The organism is Jeotgalibaca dankookensis (genome assembly GCF_002005405.1).
Classification (GTDB): Bacteria; Bacillota; Bacilli; order Lactobacillales; family Aerococcaceae; genus Jeotgalibaca; species Jeotgalibaca dankookensis.
In genome coordinates this window covers 426,952-442,041 of sequence record NZ_CP019728.1, presented here as the reverse complement: position 1 = coordinate 442,041, position 15,090 = coordinate 426,952, and the positions used below count along the sequence as shown (strand labels likewise).

The 15,090-nt window shown below is 37.4% G+C and carries 17 protein-coding genes and 1 pseudogene; 1 reads left to right on the top strand and 17 read right to left on the bottom strand.

What is annotated here, in order from left to right; all coding sequences use genetic code 11:
• Positions 1 to 11: 11 nt before the first annotated feature.
• From BW727_RS02170 to BW727_RS02085, 17 genes and pseudogenes are all read right to left on the bottom strand, one after another.
• On the bottom strand, positions 12 to 374 hold the full coding sequence (locus tag BW727_RS02170) for a DUF3397 family protein (RefSeq protein ID WP_159443127.1): 363 nt from the start codon (positions 372 to 374) through the stop codon (positions 12 to 14).
• 155 nt (positions 375 to 529) lie between these two features.
• On the bottom strand, positions 530 to 709 hold the full coding sequence (gene rpmF / locus BW727_RS02165; protein ID WP_062471287.1) for a 50S ribosomal protein L32: 180 nt from the start codon (positions 707 to 709) through the stop codon (positions 530 to 532).
• A gap of 49 nt (positions 710 to 758) precedes the next feature.
• Positions 759 to 1,316 carry a YceD family protein gene (locus BW727_RS02160; RefSeq protein ID WP_062471290.1) on the bottom strand — a complete coding sequence of 186 codons (558 nt, stop codon included), beginning with the start codon at positions 1,314 to 1,316 and terminating at the stop codon, positions 759 to 761.
• Positions 1,317 to 1,411: 95 nt separating this feature from the next.
• Complete coding sequence (locus BW727_RS02155) at positions 1,412 to 2,575, bottom strand: nucleotidyltransferase (RefSeq protein WP_077795706.1); 1,164 nt, start codon at positions 2,573 to 2,575, stop codon at positions 1,412 to 1,414.
• Positions 2,576 to 2,603: 28 nt separating this feature from the next.
• Complete coding sequence (locus BW727_RS02150; RefSeq protein WP_062471292.1) at positions 2,604 to 3,338, bottom strand: class I SAM-dependent DNA methyltransferase; 735 nt, start codon at positions 3,336 to 3,338, stop codon at positions 2,604 to 2,606.
• A complete protein-coding gene (gene rsfS, locus BW727_RS02145; protein WP_062471295.1) occupies positions 3,335 to 3,694 on the bottom strand; it encodes a ribosome silencing factor in 360 nt (119 codons plus the stop codon). Before rsfS ends, BW727_RS02150 begins: the two co-directional genes overlap by 4 nt.
• A gap of 20 nt (positions 3,695 to 3,714) precedes the next feature.
• A complete protein-coding gene (yqeK, locus tag BW727_RS02140) occupies positions 3,715 to 4,287 on the bottom strand; it encodes a bis(5'-nucleosyl)-tetraphosphatase (symmetrical) YqeK (protein ID WP_159443126.1) in 573 nt (190 codons plus the stop codon).
• Positions 4,280 to 4,900, bottom strand: a complete 621-nt coding sequence (locus BW727_RS02135; RefSeq protein WP_227807239.1) for a nicotinate-nucleotide adenylyltransferase — start codon at positions 4,898 to 4,900, stop codon at positions 4,280 to 4,282. The genes yqeK and BW727_RS02135 overlap by 8 nt, the downstream gene beginning before the upstream one ends.
• 54 nt (positions 4,901 to 4,954) lie before the next feature.
• Positions 4,955 to 5,266, bottom strand: coding sequence for a ribosome assembly RNA-binding protein YhbY (gene yhbY, locus BW727_RS02130; protein ID WP_062471304.1), 312 nt, complete (start codon positions 5,264 to 5,266; stop codon positions 4,955 to 4,957).
• 14 nt (positions 5,267 to 5,280) lie between these two features.
• Positions 5,281 to 6,402 (bottom strand): ribosome biogenesis GTPase YqeH, encoded by a 1,122-nt coding sequence (gene yqeH, locus BW727_RS02125; protein ID WP_062471307.1) that lies wholly within the window; start codon positions 6,400 to 6,402, stop codon positions 5,281 to 5,283.
• A complete protein-coding gene (locus tag BW727_RS02120; RefSeq protein ID WP_062471310.1) occupies positions 6,389 to 6,916 on the bottom strand; it encodes a YqeG family HAD IIIA-type phosphatase in 528 nt (175 codons plus the stop codon). The genes yqeH and BW727_RS02120 overlap by 14 nt, the downstream gene beginning before the upstream one ends.
• A 99-nt stretch (positions 6,917 to 7,015) precedes the next feature.
• On the bottom strand, positions 7,016 to 7,690 hold the full coding sequence (locus tag BW727_RS02115; RefSeq protein WP_233418548.1) for a homoserine kinase: 675 nt from the start codon (positions 7,688 to 7,690) through the stop codon (positions 7,016 to 7,018).
• 205 nt (positions 7,691 to 7,895) lie between these two features.
• Positions 7,896 to 9,032 (bottom strand): annotated as a pseudogene (locus BW727_RS10710) (homoserine dehydrogenase).
• Between the two features lie 122 nt (positions 9,033 to 9,154).
• Entirely contained in the window at positions 9,155 to 9,385 is a 231-nt protein-coding gene (locus tag BW727_RS02100; protein ID WP_062471319.1) for a YkuJ family protein, read from the bottom strand.
• Positions 9,386 to 9,464: 79 nt separating this feature from the next.
• Positions 9,465 to 10,331, bottom strand: a complete 867-nt coding sequence (locus BW727_RS02095; RefSeq protein ID WP_062471323.1) for an NAD(P)-dependent oxidoreductase — start codon at positions 10,329 to 10,331, stop codon at positions 9,465 to 9,467.
• 135 nt (positions 10,332 to 10,466) lie between these two features.
• Positions 10,467 to 12,200, bottom strand: a complete 1,734-nt coding sequence (ptsP, locus tag BW727_RS02090; protein WP_062471333.1) for a phosphoenolpyruvate--protein phosphotransferase — start codon at positions 12,198 to 12,200, stop codon at positions 10,467 to 10,469.
• Positions 12,200 to 12,466 (bottom strand): phosphocarrier protein HPr, encoded by a 267-nt coding sequence (locus BW727_RS02085; RefSeq protein WP_077795703.1) that lies wholly within the window; start codon positions 12,464 to 12,466, stop codon positions 12,200 to 12,202. The genes ptsP and BW727_RS02085 overlap by 1 nt, the downstream gene beginning before the upstream one ends.
• Before the next feature lie 301 nt (positions 12,467 to 12,767).
• On the opposite strand from BW727_RS02085, the gene BW727_RS02080 reads away from it, so the two are divergent.
• The gene (locus BW727_RS02080) at positions 12,768 to 14,975 is read left to right on the top strand and encodes an ATP-dependent Clp protease ATP-binding subunit (RefSeq protein ID WP_062471337.1); all 2,208 of its coding nucleotides are present in this window, start codon (positions 12,768 to 12,770) and stop codon (positions 14,973 to 14,975) included.
• The last annotated feature ends 115 nt before the right edge of the window (positions 14,976 to 15,090 follow it).

Here is a 15,090-nt window from a genome sequence, read left to right as displayed (position 1 = left end):
TTCATAATAGCTTATCCTCTTATAAATTGAATTATTCTTGCAATTACAATGCCATAGTAACTGAGAAAACCGACCAAAAATGATAGTTTGAAAACAACTGATATAATTTTATTTATAGGCTTTTTATTTTGCTTTTTTTCAAAATAAAATGTAATCAAGAGTCCGCTTAAACAAATTAAAAATAAATAATATGGCAGAATACTAAAAGAAAGCAAACGCACGCTTAAAATGTGCATTCCAACTAGAATAATTGGAAGTACTACATCCGTAACAGATAGTCTAAAATGATCCTTATAACGCAAATAAGGTTTAAAGAAAAAATGAATCAATAATATTTCTGCAATCGGAATGATATACAGAAAAACTTCTAACAAATCGAACCTGCTCACTTTTTACACATCCTCACGTATATTCATCCTTTTCATTTTACAATGAATTAATCAAAAAGGCACGGTCTATTCGCTTAAATTTAAACACAAAAAAACAGAAGACTAGTGTCTTCCGTTTTTAGTGGATCTTATATCCTTTATTATGCTTCTTTTGAAACAATTTCTTTGCCGTCATAGTGACCACATGAAGCACACACGTGATGGCTCTTTTTGAATTCGCCACAATTTGGACAAAGTGTCATGCCTGGAACTTCCAATTTGATATGTGTACGTCTTTTCGCTTTACGCGCTTTAGATGTTCTTCTTTTAGGTACTGCCATTTCCTTACACCTCCCTGTATTGTTTGCTGAATGAATCAGCAATCGAGCATCAATCTAAGTTTTCTTCGTCTTCAAGAAGTGCCTTTAATCCTGCGAAGCGCGGATCATCTTGCTCTTCTTTTTCCTTCGCTCTTTGTTGCTCGTAGTCATCTTCTGTAACGACACTCCAACTTTCGCCTTGCGGCATACGACCAGATGCTATTTCTTCTGCCGTTAAAACTTGGACAGGAATTGAAAGTAGAATCATGTCTTCGATAGCTGGAACTAAATCGATCTCACCGTTTTCGATTGGAATAATGACATCTTCTGGGTTATCAAAACCATCGATATCTTCCTCATCTTCTACGTAAGTTTCAAAAATCGGAACAGTTAACGCTAGCTCTACTGGCTCCAAAGAACGTGACGAAGGTAGGGTGATCGTATAATCGATCTGGAAATTGGCCAGTACGGATTGGTTTTCATATAATAAAAAGCCAGTTGCTTTAATATCTGAAACTGCCAAAATTTCGTTATCCCTCTTCATCAATGACGCTTCCCGATTAACCGTTTCTGAAAAATAAACGGGTTCATCTCGATGTTCTTTGATTTCTTTTAAGGTCCATTTCATTTATTTCACCCCTAAAATAACAAATTGAATTATACTAGTCAAAAAATTGTTTGTCAATGCTTTTTCCTTTACAAGCTCATATAAAAATAATTATGCTATGAAACCATAATAGGAATACGACTAAAATTTTGTTCTTTTCCACTTGGCAAAATATAAATACGGTCAGCACGAATTTCTACTGGTAATAAAGATGCCGTCTTTTTATTTAAATTCGTGACTATTGTTAAATCCCTTTGGTGCTTCAGTTGATTTAAATAAGCTTGTCCTTTTTTATTAAAACCAAGTATGCGCAAAACAGGTTCATTCTTATAGAAAGAAAGGACTTCTTCTTTTTTTATTCCTAAGAGAACATACAAACAAAGTCTCTGTAAACGAACCCAAGTCCAACGTTTATTTTTTACCAAACCAATAAAACTCGCAAAAGAATCTGCCTGTTTAATTTTATCTTTCAGCCTGTACTCAATGCCTTCTTCCATCTGATAAATAGATTGCAAGTCAGCATGGCTCTGTAAGATGATTTGGTACCTTAGGAAAGGCCAATATTTTTCCCAATCAAGGGGTTCTAAAACTTTTAGTGTCTTTGCATTCGGAACCCACTGTTCAAGATTATCATATTCCTTAGCTAAGAGCAATAAACGTAAACTCGTTCCACTGGCAAAATGAGTAGAAACTGCTTGTTGGGCATGGTGGTCAGCGCCACGTCTTAATATAGCAAGAGCTTGCATCGGATGTGGATAAGAAACATTCTCTTTTAGATAAGCAAGCGCTAACTGATTATTAGGTTGCTCTAAAGCAATACGCGAAGGCTTCATTACTTTCTGAATAGCCTCATTCATCTGAACGGCATAAGAACGGCCATCATTTTTTACTTGATGGAATGTTTGATTAATTGTAGCTTCTTGTTCAACTAATGCTTGAGCTAGTTCTGAAAACTCTTGAGATGATCCATTTTCCGCTCCAAAAGCAATCCAGTCACAGGCTAATGCCTGTAAAATTCTCACTCCAGATTTCGCAAAAAGATCACTCGCCTGTGCACTGCCCAAGACAGGATTTTCAACTACCAAATCAGCCCCGTTTTCCAAAGCTGCTCGTGCTCGTTGCCACTTATCAAAGATAGCCGGTTCACCTCGTTGAGTAAAGTTTCCACTCATCGCTACGGTTAAAATATCTGCCCCTGATTGACGACGTGCTTCTTGTAGGTGATAAGCATGCCCACTATGAAAAGGATTGTATTCTGCTATAATACCACAACTCTTCATCAGTACTTCTCCCCTTACAGTGCGAAACTTATTTTTGACAAACAAAAAACCAACGGGGACTTTCTGCTTCCACAGTTGAACGACCAAAATCGGAACTTACTTCAACTGTTTCAAATCCTGCTCGTTTAAGTATTTTTTTGTAAACATCTATTTCGAATACCCGTTCTTGATGAACTTCTTGGAGACGATTAAATGTCCCGTTTTTATTCGGAACAAAGAAAGTTAATACATGCTCCACTGAGTTTTCAAGGTCTCCTTCAAAGCTTTCCCACAAGAAAACATCTTCTTGGTCTTGATAGATATATTGGTAACCTGGGAATACTTCTCGCATTTGATAGAGTGAATGAACATCAAATAGAAACAAACCATCTTCTTGAAGATTTTTATAGACACCATCAAAAACATCCTGCAAATCTGCTTCATTATCTAAATAACAGAGTGAATCTGAGAAGCATGTACATAAATCAAACTTACCTACTTGACCTATATCACGCATATCACCTTGTATAAGGGAAAAATTGACACCTTCAGCGATCATTCTTTCATTGGCGAGCACAAGCATATCATCAGACAAGTCAAATCCGGTTACCTCATGACCCGCTTTAGCAAGTTGAACTGCAACCTGTCCAGTTCCACATGCGAGTTCTAATATTGATAATGGTTTTGAATGCGCCCTGTAACGGGCAATAAAAGCCATCCAATCATCATATACCGTCTGGTCCATCACTTTATCATAGAAGTGAGCAAAAGTTTGGTAGCTCATTGTTCATTTATCATTCCAGTGATATCGACAAGTGGTGCTTCACTCCATAATTTTTCTAGATTATAATAGGAACGTTCTTCCGCATTAAAAACATGGACAATCACGGTATTTAAATCAATTAAGGTCCAGTTTCCAGAGTTCTTTCCTTCTTGATGAAGAACTTCCATATTATTTTTGTGAGCAGCTTCTAAAACACCATCAACAATCCCGTGCATTTGGCGTTCATTGCGCCCGTTCATAATAACAAAATAATCGCCTAAGGATGTTAATCCCCGAACATCTAAAACCATAATATTTTCTGCCAGTTTATCATCGGCAGCTTTAACAATTATTTCTAATATTTCCTCATTATTCAAATTCTTTCAACCTCCATTAGTTACACCCATTGATTATAGACCTCTAGTGTTTCAGGATAAATTTTCTTTTCATTTTCAACTAAATGTAAAAGCGTTTGTATCACTTTATATCGGACAGCACGATCTATATTTTTATCAGCTAATCTACGTGCTTTTTTTACTCCAGGGAACTTTCGACCTTCTTCAATATAGTCGGCGATAAATAAAATTTTGCCCACGAGTGACATCTCTCTGCCACCAATCGTGTGTTGGGAGATAGCCGTTAGAATCTCTGGATTTGTTATACCGAATTTTTCTTTTGCAAAATAGGCCGCCATAGGACCATGCCAGACATTACTCCCATAAGCTAACATTTCATCATCGATATGTGCTTCTTTTTGTAACTTTTTAACTACCTTTACGTCTAAATCTTTGGCATAGTCATGTAAAAGCGCTGCTAGTTGACACGCTTCCTTATCAGCATGGTATTTTTCAGCCAATTCTAATGCCTTTTCTTCCACCCTTAAAATATGTTCGAAACGTGTTTTTTTAACTTGTTTTTTCAATTCCTTCAGTATATCAGCGCGTTCCCAACTTGTGTAAGAATTAATCAAGATAAAGCCCTTCTTCCATCATGTACTGTTCAACTGCTTCGGGGACAAGGTACCGAACAGATTGACCGTTTCGAACCATCTTTCTGACCTCGGTAGAACTGATTGCTACTTCAGGTGAGTCGACCCATATAATAGGATAAGGACTTATTTTTTCGTATCCTGGACGGGCAACACCAACAAAATTAACCATCGTAACAAGCTCGTTGATTCGATGCCACTTAGGCAAATACTCAACCATATCGCCTCCGATAATAAAGTAATAATCGGTATGAGGGTGACGCCTTATAAGCTCCTCCATAGTATCAATGGTATAACTCTTCCCACCACGCTCTAACTCAATTGTTTCGAGCTCAAAAAGAGGATTACCCGCAATACTGCGCTTGACCATCTCAGAACGATGCCTTCCAGCGATGAATGGTTTTCTATCAATATGAGGGGGTTCTGCATCAGGCATAAAATAAACTTTATCTAAACCCAATTTTTTACCAGCTTGCTCTGCCATAATTAAATGACCAAAATGAGGGGGATTAAAAGTCCCCCCTAAAATTCCTACTCGTTGACGTTTTTCTACCTCTTCATGGGCTTGCGTTTCTTCTAACACAAAAAATTGCATTTTTTCAACAACACTTAACAAACTAACCATGTTCCCGTCACCTTCCGTTTTAAGCTATATCTTCTTAACTTGTGTGGAGATGTTTTGGTTTTTTTCTTTCGTTGATTCACGGAAAAAGATAATTGTTTTACCAATTTGTTGAACGATCAATGCATCTGTACGATCTGCTACTTGTTCTGCAACATCTCCAACTTCTTCATCTGTATTTTGTAATAAATTAATTTTTATTAACTCACGTTTTTCGAGTGCTTCATCGATCGAATGAATAATCTCATCCGTCAATCCTGCTTTTCCAATTTGAAAAAGCGGTTGTAGATGGTGTGCTTCTTTTTTTAAAAACTGCTTTTGCTTTCCTCTTAAATTCATGTTTTCACTCTTTTCTATATAATGGATTCGCGAATAACCGCATCTACGCCTTCAGGCACCCAAGCAGCGATTTTCCCTGGTTTGTGGACAGCAATCCATCCAAGTCCTGAAAAGACAATGTCGGACGGTTCTTTGACCATATACTCGCGTTTAACTAAGTCTGGGAAGCTAGGGCTATCTTTTTCGTTAGGTGGTTGCAATAAACCACCTTTATGTTTCTCATAAAAGGCACTTGCATTTTCTAATTTTGTACGATGAATTTTTAAATCATTATTAAAGTAACACGTAAATGAAGCCCGTTCGCCGCTAATATAATCAAAACGAGCAATGCCTCCTAGGAATAAGGTCTGTCCGGGATTAAGTTGATAGGTAACTGGCTTCAATTCTTTTTGTGGCGATACTAAATTCAAATCCTTTTCTGATAGGACATGAGCAATTTGATGATGATGGATAATACCTGGTGTATCAATTAAAAAAGTACCATCATCAAGTGGAATACGAATTTGATCTAAGGTCGTTCCAGGAAAACGTGAAGTTGTAATAATATCTTCTTTATTTCCAGTAGCCGCTTTAATAATCTGATTCATGATGGTTGATTTGCCGACATTGGTTACTCCAACCACATAAACGTCTCGTCCCTCACGGTATTTTTCAATCATTTCTAGTAAGTCATCTATATTCGTGGCTTTTTTTCCACTTACTAACATAGCATCAATAGGACGTAATCCAGCTACGCGCGCTTGCTTCATCATCCAGTGCTTAATCCGTGATGGTTTAATAGACCGTGGTAACACATCAACTTTATTTCCAACCATTAAAACAGGATTATTTCCCACAAAACGATGTAAGCCGGGAATCATACTCCCATAAACGTCAAAAATATCAACCACCTTCACTACTAATGCTTTCTCTTCACCGATACTATCTAGCATAGCTAAGAATTCATCGTCAGTTGCGAATACTTTTTCAAGTTGATTATAATGACGTAAACGGAAGCAACGCTGACAGAGTACTTGCCCAGATTCTAATCCTTTGGCTAATGCACTAGCCGGTGTATACCCGCGCAATGTTTTATCTTCTGTTTGTATTTTAGCCCCACAACCAATACAATATAGTTCTTCTTCAGTCACATTCATTCCTCCATTTCATGTCAGGATTTTTTTTCAATAAATACCGCATGATGTATCTTTCTATAAAACGATTCAAGCGTGTATTCCAAGCATCCGAGTCAATGATAGGTCGTACTAAAATCGTACGTACCCCAGCTCGATTTGCCCCTTGAATATCTGTAATCAGTTGGTCACCAATCATAACACACTCCTCAATTGGTACTCCAATCTTCCTAGAAGCTCTTTTTATCCCTGCCGTAAGAGGCTTAAAAGCACGCGATACATAACCTAACCCCAAAAGTTCTGCTACAATTTTAACACGTTTATTACTGTTGTTTGAAACAATAACAACAGGGATTTCATGGGCTTTTAAATTTTTAATCCACTCTCTTAATTCTGGTGTACCATTGGGGTTATTCCAAGCTATCAAGGTGTTATCCAAATCTGCAAAAACCGCTTTAATATTATGTTTTTTTAGCATCTCCGGTGTGATTTGATAAACCGTTTCAATCATCCAATCAGGCTTAAATTGTTCCAGCATAATTTCTCCTCGTTCTGTTTATTTTCAGCAATTAATTGTACCCTTATTATAAGAGAATAGCAAAGAAAGACAAGAAGAGCGTTACCAAGTCTATCTCCTTTATAAAATGACCGATTCTTTCCCACCAACATGTGTTATATGCGTCCGACAACGTGGAAGCTCTATTTGTAAGCGTTCTCGAAGATTCCTTGCATATTCACGAGAAATCATTGTCATAACGGCTGTACCTGCCCCACTTATATATGTTCCATAGGCTGCTTCCTCATGGCCAATTGAACGAACGTGATTAAGTTCTGGTATTAATTTAGCTCGATAGGGTTCATGAAAAATATCTGACTCTATCATTTTACCTGCCGTTATTAAATTTCCCTTTTGTAAGGATGCTAATAAAACGTTTGCTAAACTACTCACTTTAACAGCCTGTTTAAACGGCAAATTTGTTGGCAAAACGGTTCGACTTTGAATGGTTTTTAATTGATGTTCTGGTACACAGACAACCATCGCTACATCTAGAAAAGGAATTTTTTTCCAGTAAACACGGTCATCCAATACTGCTCTTACAACAAATCCCCCAACGATTGCAGGCGTAACATTATCTGGATGTCCTTCTATTTTAGAAGCCCATTGAATTTTTGCATCCGCTGTTAATTCTAGATCACCTAATAAATTCGCTAATTCGATACCAGCAACAATAGCAGCCGAGCTGCTCCCTAAACCTCTTGCTGGTGCTATCTCAGAGGTCATTTGCAAATGGTGAGGAGTTAGATTGGGAATTAACTTAAGCGCTGTTTGAATAATTAGGTTATTGTGGTCATGAGGAATATCCTTACCTAAATTGTGCGCAATAAACCAGGTTTCACTTGGTGCTAGAACCTTTAACTCATAAGTATAGAGAAATCACTACACCGAAGGAATCAAACCCTGGTCCCAAGTTAGCGGACGTTGCCGGTACTCTTATTAGCTTCATATAATCTTCTCCCTATAGACTTCTAAATACAGCATGGATGGGAACATCTCTTCGCAAGTTGCTTAATTGAGCTTCCGATATTCGTTTCACAAATACATGCGTATCGCTAATCCTATGCCCTAAAATTCCTTTAATTTTTAAACAATTAACAATTAACTGACTATCATCACTACGCAGTAGGACATCAAAATAAAAAGCGTTAGTCTCTAACCAATCGAATTTTTCAGAAATGCCCTGATTAGTTTGTCCTGTCGAATGGGAAGCTATATTTCTTGAAACGGCAAGTATATCAGCTACTATACTATTACCTGTTGGTAACCCTCCTGCTCCAGGTCCGTAAAACATAGTTTCACCTACTGACTCTCCTACTAGTAACACAGCATTATTCTCATTCTTTACTGCTGCTAGTAGATGATCCAAAGGGACAAGCATCACTGTAACCATTGCTACTAAATTAGTGTTTATTTTTTTTGCATGTGCAATTAATTTAAGTGTAAACCCTAACTTCTCAGCTATTAGAAAATCAGTTTATGTCAATGTTTATTTCCCTTCCACAGTTAAATTAGATAATTTTGCTGTATATCCAAAGGCTAATTTCATTAAAATAATTAACTTACGGGCCGGATCTAAACCTTCAACATCAGCACTGGGGTCCGCTTCTGCAAACCCCAGCTCTTGAGATAAACGCAATCCATCTTGATAACTTTGATGGTCATCATACATCTGACTCATAATAAAGTTGGTTGTACCATTTAAAATACCATTTATTTCTTGAATGCGATCACCTACAAAACTATCTGATAAGACACGAGTAATGGGAACCCCGCCTGCTACACTCGCTTCAAAAAATAAATCCTTGCCATTTACCTCAGCAATTTTTCCTAATTCGCTCTCATAGGCTGCTATGATATCCTTATTAGCAGTAACAACGTTTTTTCCTGATTTCAAAGCTTGGCTTATATAGGTTTTGGCAACTTCTGGGCTTCCCATTACCTCGACCACAATATCAATCGTTTCAAATTGATTGGTTATGGGTAACCCTTTTTCAATAGCGGCCAAGTGAGCTGTTTGATCGGACGCTAATATTTTTATAATTTCTATATTTATATCTGTTCGTTTCACGATCTCTTTACCGTTTTCATAAAGAATATCGTAGACGCCACGTCAAACAGTTCCAAAGCTTAACAGTGCTACTTTTACTGTCAATACCATATGATTACTTCCCTTTGATATAGGAAAAGAGTAGACTCTCGTCCACCCTTCTTCTTACTTTAGTCTTGGATTAATTCAAAAATTTCTATCGCAACTAAATCTAAATCATCAAATTGATAGGATTGGTTACTTTCACGTTCTTCTAACTCAAAGGTTTGTGTTTCCCGATCATATTTTACTACACATCGTTCTTCCCCATCTTTCTCAAAGCGACGAACTTCGATTTCCCCATCGTCTTCCATCATCACTTCTAGGCGGCGAATGATTGCTGATAATTGTGAAGGTTTCATAATTTTTCCCCTTTCGAAACAGACTTATTTATCATTTTAACATTATTTCTATGGCCTCGCATTATTTTTTTAAACTTTACTAATTCCACCATAATTTAATCAGTGCTTGTGTCCCATCTTCTGCGTGCCTACTTTCAGCTAATTGTTGGTACAGATCCCGTGCCAATTTAGTTCCTGGCAACGCTAATTCCATTTTTTCAGCTTCGTCAAGCGCGATGTTTAAATCTTTAATAAAGTGTTTTACAAAGAATCCAGGTGAATAATCCTTTTGTAAAATGCGAGGAGAATAATTTGTTAGCGACCAATTACCAGCTGCCCCTGAACCGACTTGTTCAATGACACTTTCAACATTTAACCCTGCTTTTTTTGCATATACCATTAACTCAGTCATTCCCACCATGGTACTCGCAATCATAATCTGGTTTGCCATCTTAGTATGCTGGCCACTACCGGCGGGTCCTTGTAACATAACTTTGCTGGAGAAAACTTCTAATATTTCTTTGGCTTTTTCAAATGTAGCACGTTCACCACCTACCATGGTAGTCAGCGTTCCGTTCTTAGCCCCTTTATCTCCACCCGAAACAGGCGCGTCTAAGGATTCAATTTGTCTTTGCTTTGCTGCTTCATATATTTTAACTGCTAAACTAGGTGTACTCGTTGTCATATCAATAAGAATATCACCTGGTTTAGCTGTTTCAAAAATACCATCCTCACCAAAGTGAGTATTCTCTACATCTTTAGGATACCCTACAATTGTAATAATAATGTCACTTTTTTTTGTCACTGCAGCAGGTGATCCTTGCCAAATAGCACCCTTTGATACTAATGGGTCTGTTTTACTTTTTGTTCGATTATAAACATAAACTTCGTGTCCTGCATCAAGGAGATGTTCTACCATAGACGATCCCATGACACCTGTCCCAATAAAACCAATCTTCTTACTCATATTTCCCCTCCTCCTATACGGTTTGTTTTAGTATACCAAACCATCTAAACAAATCGTATTAACAAGCTTTTTCTATTGTTTAAAAGCCGCACAAAAAAAGTCACTAGAAATTTCTCTAGTGACTTTTTAAGCTCTTTATTTTGCTATACTTGCTTCTACTTCTTTAACTAAAGCGATCACTTCTTGAACAGTTGAACATTCGTTGATTGCTTTATCAGCTAGTTTTTCCATTTCTTTTGAGTCTAGTTTTGCAATTAGACTTCTTGTTTTTAAAACACTTGAAGCACTCATTGAAAACTCATCTAATCCAAGACCAAGTAACAATGGGACAGCTGTTTGATCGCCAGCCATTTCCCCACACATACCAACCCACTTACCTTCTGCATGAGCAGAATCAATTACGTGTTTTAGTAGCGTTAAGATAGATGGATTATACGGTTGGTACAAGTATGAAACGCGTTCGTTCATGCGGTCTGCTGCCATCGTATATTGGATTAGATCGTTAGTTCCAATGCTAAAGAAGTCAACTTCTTTAGCAAATTGGTGTGCCAAAACGGCTGCAGCAGGAATTTCTATCATAATTCCAACTTGAATTTCGTCTGAAACGGGTGTTCCAGCAGCCACTAAAGCTTCTTTTTCTTCTTCTAGTATTGCTTTTGCATCACGGAATTCATTTACTGTTGCAATCATTGGGAACATGATACGCAATTTCCCGTAGTGAGATGCACGTAACAAGGCACGCAATTGCGTACGGAACATATCCGTTTCAGCTAAAGATATCCGAACGGCACGGTACCCTAAGAATGGGTTCATCTCTTCTGGTAAATCTAGATAAGGCAGTTCTTTGTCGCCACCAATATCCATGGTACGCACAACAACCGCATTTCCATTGACGCCTTCTAAAACTTCTTTGTAGGCTTCAAATTGCTCATCTTCAGTAGGGAAGTCTTCAGAATCCATATATAAAAATTCAGTTCGATACAGACCGATTCCTTCCGCACCATTATCATTCACACCAACTAAATCTTTTGGTGTACCAATGTTTGCTGCGATTTCAATTTGTTTACCATCTTTAGTAATACTTTTAGCATTTTTTAATTTTTGCCATTCTGCTTGTAATTTTTCAAATTCTAAGCGTTGTTGTTGATAAGAAGCAATTGTTTCTTCATCCGGATTAATGATAACGTCGCCTTTAAGACCATCAACGATAATCATATCTCCTTCAGAAACCGTTTGGGTTACTGTTTTTGTTCCAACAATCGCTGGAATTTCCAAAGAACGCGCCATAATGGCCGAGTGAGACGTACGCCCTCCGATATCGGTTACAAACCCTTTTACGAATTGGCGGTTTAATTGTGCAGTATCACTTGGTGTTAAATCTTGCGCTACAATAACGACTTCTTTATTTATAGTTGCTGGACTTGGAATCTTCAAACCTAGTAAATGCGACATAACGCGCTCGGTAACATCTCTGATGTCAGCAGCACGCTCTTGCATATAAGGGTTATCTTCCATTGCTGCAAACATACTAATATACATATTTGCAACTTGTGATAAAGCAGCCTCAGCGTTTATTTTATTGTTTGTAATTTCATTTTTTATACCTTCAGTTAACTCAGGGTCAGATAAAACCATCAGATGAGCATCAAAAACTTGGGCCTCTTCGTCACCAACAGCTACTGCTACATGATCACGGATACCTTGAATCTCCTCTTTTGATTTTTCAAAAGAATCCAGAAGACGATTTGTTTCGCCCTCTGGATCATTGATTGAAATTTTTCCAAAAGATAAGTCTGGCTCCGTCAAAAGGTAGGCTTTTCCAATTGCAATGCCATCACTAGCTGCAATACCTACTAAACGGTTTGTCATTATTCAGCCAGTCCTTCCTTTTTAAGAGTTTCAACGATTCCTTCCATTGCTTCAACTTCGTCAGCACCATCAGTTGTGATTGTTACGCTTGCACCTTGACCTACGCCAAGAGACATAACACCCATAATTGATTTCAAGTTAACTGATTTACCTTTATACTCAAGGTTAATATCTGAGTTAAATTTACTTGCAGCTTGTACTAATAAAGTAGCAAGTCGTGCGTGAATCCCTGTTTCAGCAATAATATGAAAGTCTTTTTTCTCCATTATATTTATCCCCTTTTGTTATGAAATTTGTAAAGTGTTTCTTTTCAAGTAATCTTAACTATTTAGTAGTAACTTATTTGCTACTCCCTCTACCGTTAAAGCTACTCTACGCGAGAAACGTAACCTTTTCATAAAATAAGATTACCATTTATTTCACTTTAGGACAACCATTTTAAACGCTAATTTCGTTTATGACGCTTAATTCCTTTTTCTAATCAAATAACTTGAAAGTCAAAATAGGTCAGTGTATAATTGTATTATGAATAAATAACATAGGTAAAAAAGAAAGGATGTTTATCGCATGAAATGTATCAATTGTGGACTTAATGAAGCATCCATCCATTTATATGCTTCATTAAATGGACAAACTCAAAAAATAGATCTTTGTCAAAATTGCTATCAGCAATTAAAAGCTTCACGTGGACAAAGTAGAAACTTTAATATTTTTGGAAACCAACCCAATGGCAACCCCTTTGATTTTGGTGACCTCGAACAATTTTTTAGACAAATGCCACAACCAAACCGTGGACAACAAAAACCAGCTAGCGAACCACGTCCGAACCAAGGACAAGGAAATGGGAATAAAGATGGTGGTCTACTTGGACAATACGGCGTTAATTTAACAGAGCTCGCCCGTCAAGGTGCCATCGATCCGGTTATTGGCCGTGACAGCGAAATTGCTCGGGTTATTGAAATTTTAAACCGTCGCAGCAAGAATAACCCTGTTTTAACAGGTGAAGCTGGTGTTGGGAAAACTTCTGTTGTAGAAGGTCTGGCTCAAAAAATTGTCGATGGTGATGTTCCTCAAAAACTTATAGATAAAGAATTAATCCGTTTAGATGTGGTTTCACTTGTTCAAGGGACTGGTATTCGCGGTCAATTTGAAGAACGTATGCAACAATTGATGGATCAAGTTCGTAATGATGATAAAATTATTCTCTTCATTGACGAAATACATGAAATTGTAGGAGCAGGTAGTGCCGAAGGGAGCATGGATGCGGGTAATATCCTTAAACCAGCTCTCGCACGTGGTGAACTCCAATTGATTGGTGCGACTACATTAAATGAATACCGTAAAATTGAAAAAGACGCGGCTCTTGAGCGTCGTTTCCAACCCGTTCGCGTTAGCGAACCAACGCCTGAACAAGCCTTGATTATTTTACAAGGTTTACAAGCAAAATATGAAGACTATCATAAAGTTAAATATTCAGATGAAGCGATTGAAGCAGCTGTAAAATTGTCGCATCGTTATATTCAAGATCGTTTCTTACCGGATAAAGCAATCGACCTTTTAGATGAATCTGGATCTAAGAAAAACTTAACCTTGAAAATTGTTGATCCTAACGAGATAGATAATCGGATTCAAACAGCTGAAAAAGAAAAAGAAGCCGCAACTAATGCAGAGGATTACGAAAAAGCAGCTTATTACCGTGATCAAATTGCTAATTTACGACATATGAAGGAAAACCCTCAGACTTTAGACCAAAATAATTTAGTGACGGAAAAAGACATCCAAACGATTATTGAAATAAAAACTAACATACCCGTTGGGGATTTATTAGAAAAAGAACAAACACAACTCAAAAATCTTGATGAAGATTTGAAGAAACATGTGATTGGTCAAGATGACGCAATTGATCGTGTGGCTAAAGCTATTCGCCGTAACCGTGTGGGATTCTCGCGTAAAAACCGTCCAATTGGATCATTCTTATTTGTTGGTCCAACAGGTGTAGGTAAAACGGAATTAGCACGTCAATTAGCGCAAGAAATGTTTGGGACTGAAGATGCGATTATACGTTTTGACATGAGTGAATATATGGAAAAACATGCCGTATCTAAGTTAATCGGTTCTCCTCCAGGTTATGTTGGCTACGAAGAAGCTGGTCAATTAACTGAACGTGTCCGTCGAACACCTTATAGTATTGTCTTACTAGACGAAGTTGAAAAAGCCCATCCAGACGTCATGCATCTCTTCTTACAAATTCTAGAAGATGGTCGCTTAACAGACGCTCAAGGCCGGACAATTAGTTTTAAAGACACAGTGATTATTATGACGAGTAATGCTGGTACAGGTGACCAAGAAGCTAGCGTTGGATTTGGCGCTGCTCTAGCTGGCAAGACACATTCAATCATTGATAAATTATCTAACTACTTTAAACCAGAGTTTATCAACCGTTTTGATGCCATAGTGGAATTTAACTCATTGAGTAAAGAAAACTTAACAGCTATTTTAAGTCTATTGCTTGACGATGTTAACTTAGCATTAAAAGATAAAGATATTACAATCACAGTGAGCGATAAAGCCAAAGAAAAATTAATCGATCTCGGTTATAACCCAGCAATGGGTGCACGCCCACTTCGTCGTATTATTCAAGAACAAATTGAAGACCGCGTAGCAGACTATTACCTTGATAACCCTGAAGTAAAAAATATTGATTTTGATGTCAACGAAGATGATACAATTTTTGTCAAAGAAACAAGTAAAGTAACAAGTGAAACACAAGATTAAGAGTCTTTCGAACCGAAGAGATTGGGACCATATCCCAATCTCTTTTTCTATTATTTATGAGAATTTGTATTCTTAGCTACTTTAATTGTTTTAAAACGTCTATAATAGACATAAT

Bases quoted from the DNA above. Each gene is read 5' to 3' on its own strand.
- BW727_RS02155 (WP_077795706.1), bottom strand. From the start codon at position 2,575: ATGAAGAGTTGTGGTATTATAGCAGAATACAATCCTTTTCATAGTGGG.
- BW727_RS02095 (WP_062471323.1), bottom strand. From the start codon at position 10,331: ATGAGTAAGAAGATTGGTTTTATTGGGACAGGTGTCATGGGATCGTCT.
- BW727_RS02085 (WP_077795703.1), bottom strand. From the start codon at position 12,466: ATGGAGAAAAAAGACTTTCATATTATTGCTGAAACAGGGATTCACGCA.
- BW727_RS02160 (WP_062471290.1), bottom strand. From the start codon at position 1,316: ATGAAATGGACCTTAAAAGAAATCAAAGAACATCGAGATGAACCCGTT.
- yqeH (WP_062471307.1), bottom strand. From the start codon at position 6,402: ATGAATGTGACTGAAGAAGAACTATATTGTATTGGTTGTGGGGCTAAA.
- BW727_RS02135 (WP_227807239.1), bottom strand. From the start codon at position 4,900: ATGCAATTTTTTGTGTTAGAAGAAACGCAAGCCCATGAAGAGGTAGAA.
- yhbY (WP_062471304.1), bottom strand. From the start codon at position 5,266: ATGAATTTAAGAGGAAAGCAAAAGCAGTTTTTAAAAAAAGAAGCACAC.
- BW727_RS02120 (WP_062471310.1), bottom strand. From the start codon at position 6,916: ATGCTGGAACAATTTAAGCCTGATTGGATGATTGAAACGGTTTATCAA.
- BW727_RS02150 (WP_062471292.1), bottom strand. From the start codon at position 3,338: ATGAGCTACCAAACTTTTGCTCACTTCTATGATAAAGTGATGGACCAG.
- BW727_RS02080 (WP_062471337.1), top strand. From the start codon at position 12,768: ATGAAATGTATCAATTGTGGACTTAATGAAGCATCCATCCATTTATAT.
- ptsP (WP_062471333.1), bottom strand. From the start codon at position 12,200: ATGACAAACCGTTTAGTAGGTATTGCAGCTAGTGATGGCATTGCAATT.
- BW727_RS02100 (WP_062471319.1), bottom strand. From the start codon at position 9,385: ATGAAACCTTCACAATTATCAGCAATCATTCGCCGCCTAGAAGTGATG.
- rpmF (WP_062471287.1), bottom strand. From the start codon at position 709: ATGGCAGTACCTAAAAGAAGAACATCTAAAGCGCGTAAAGCGAAAAGA.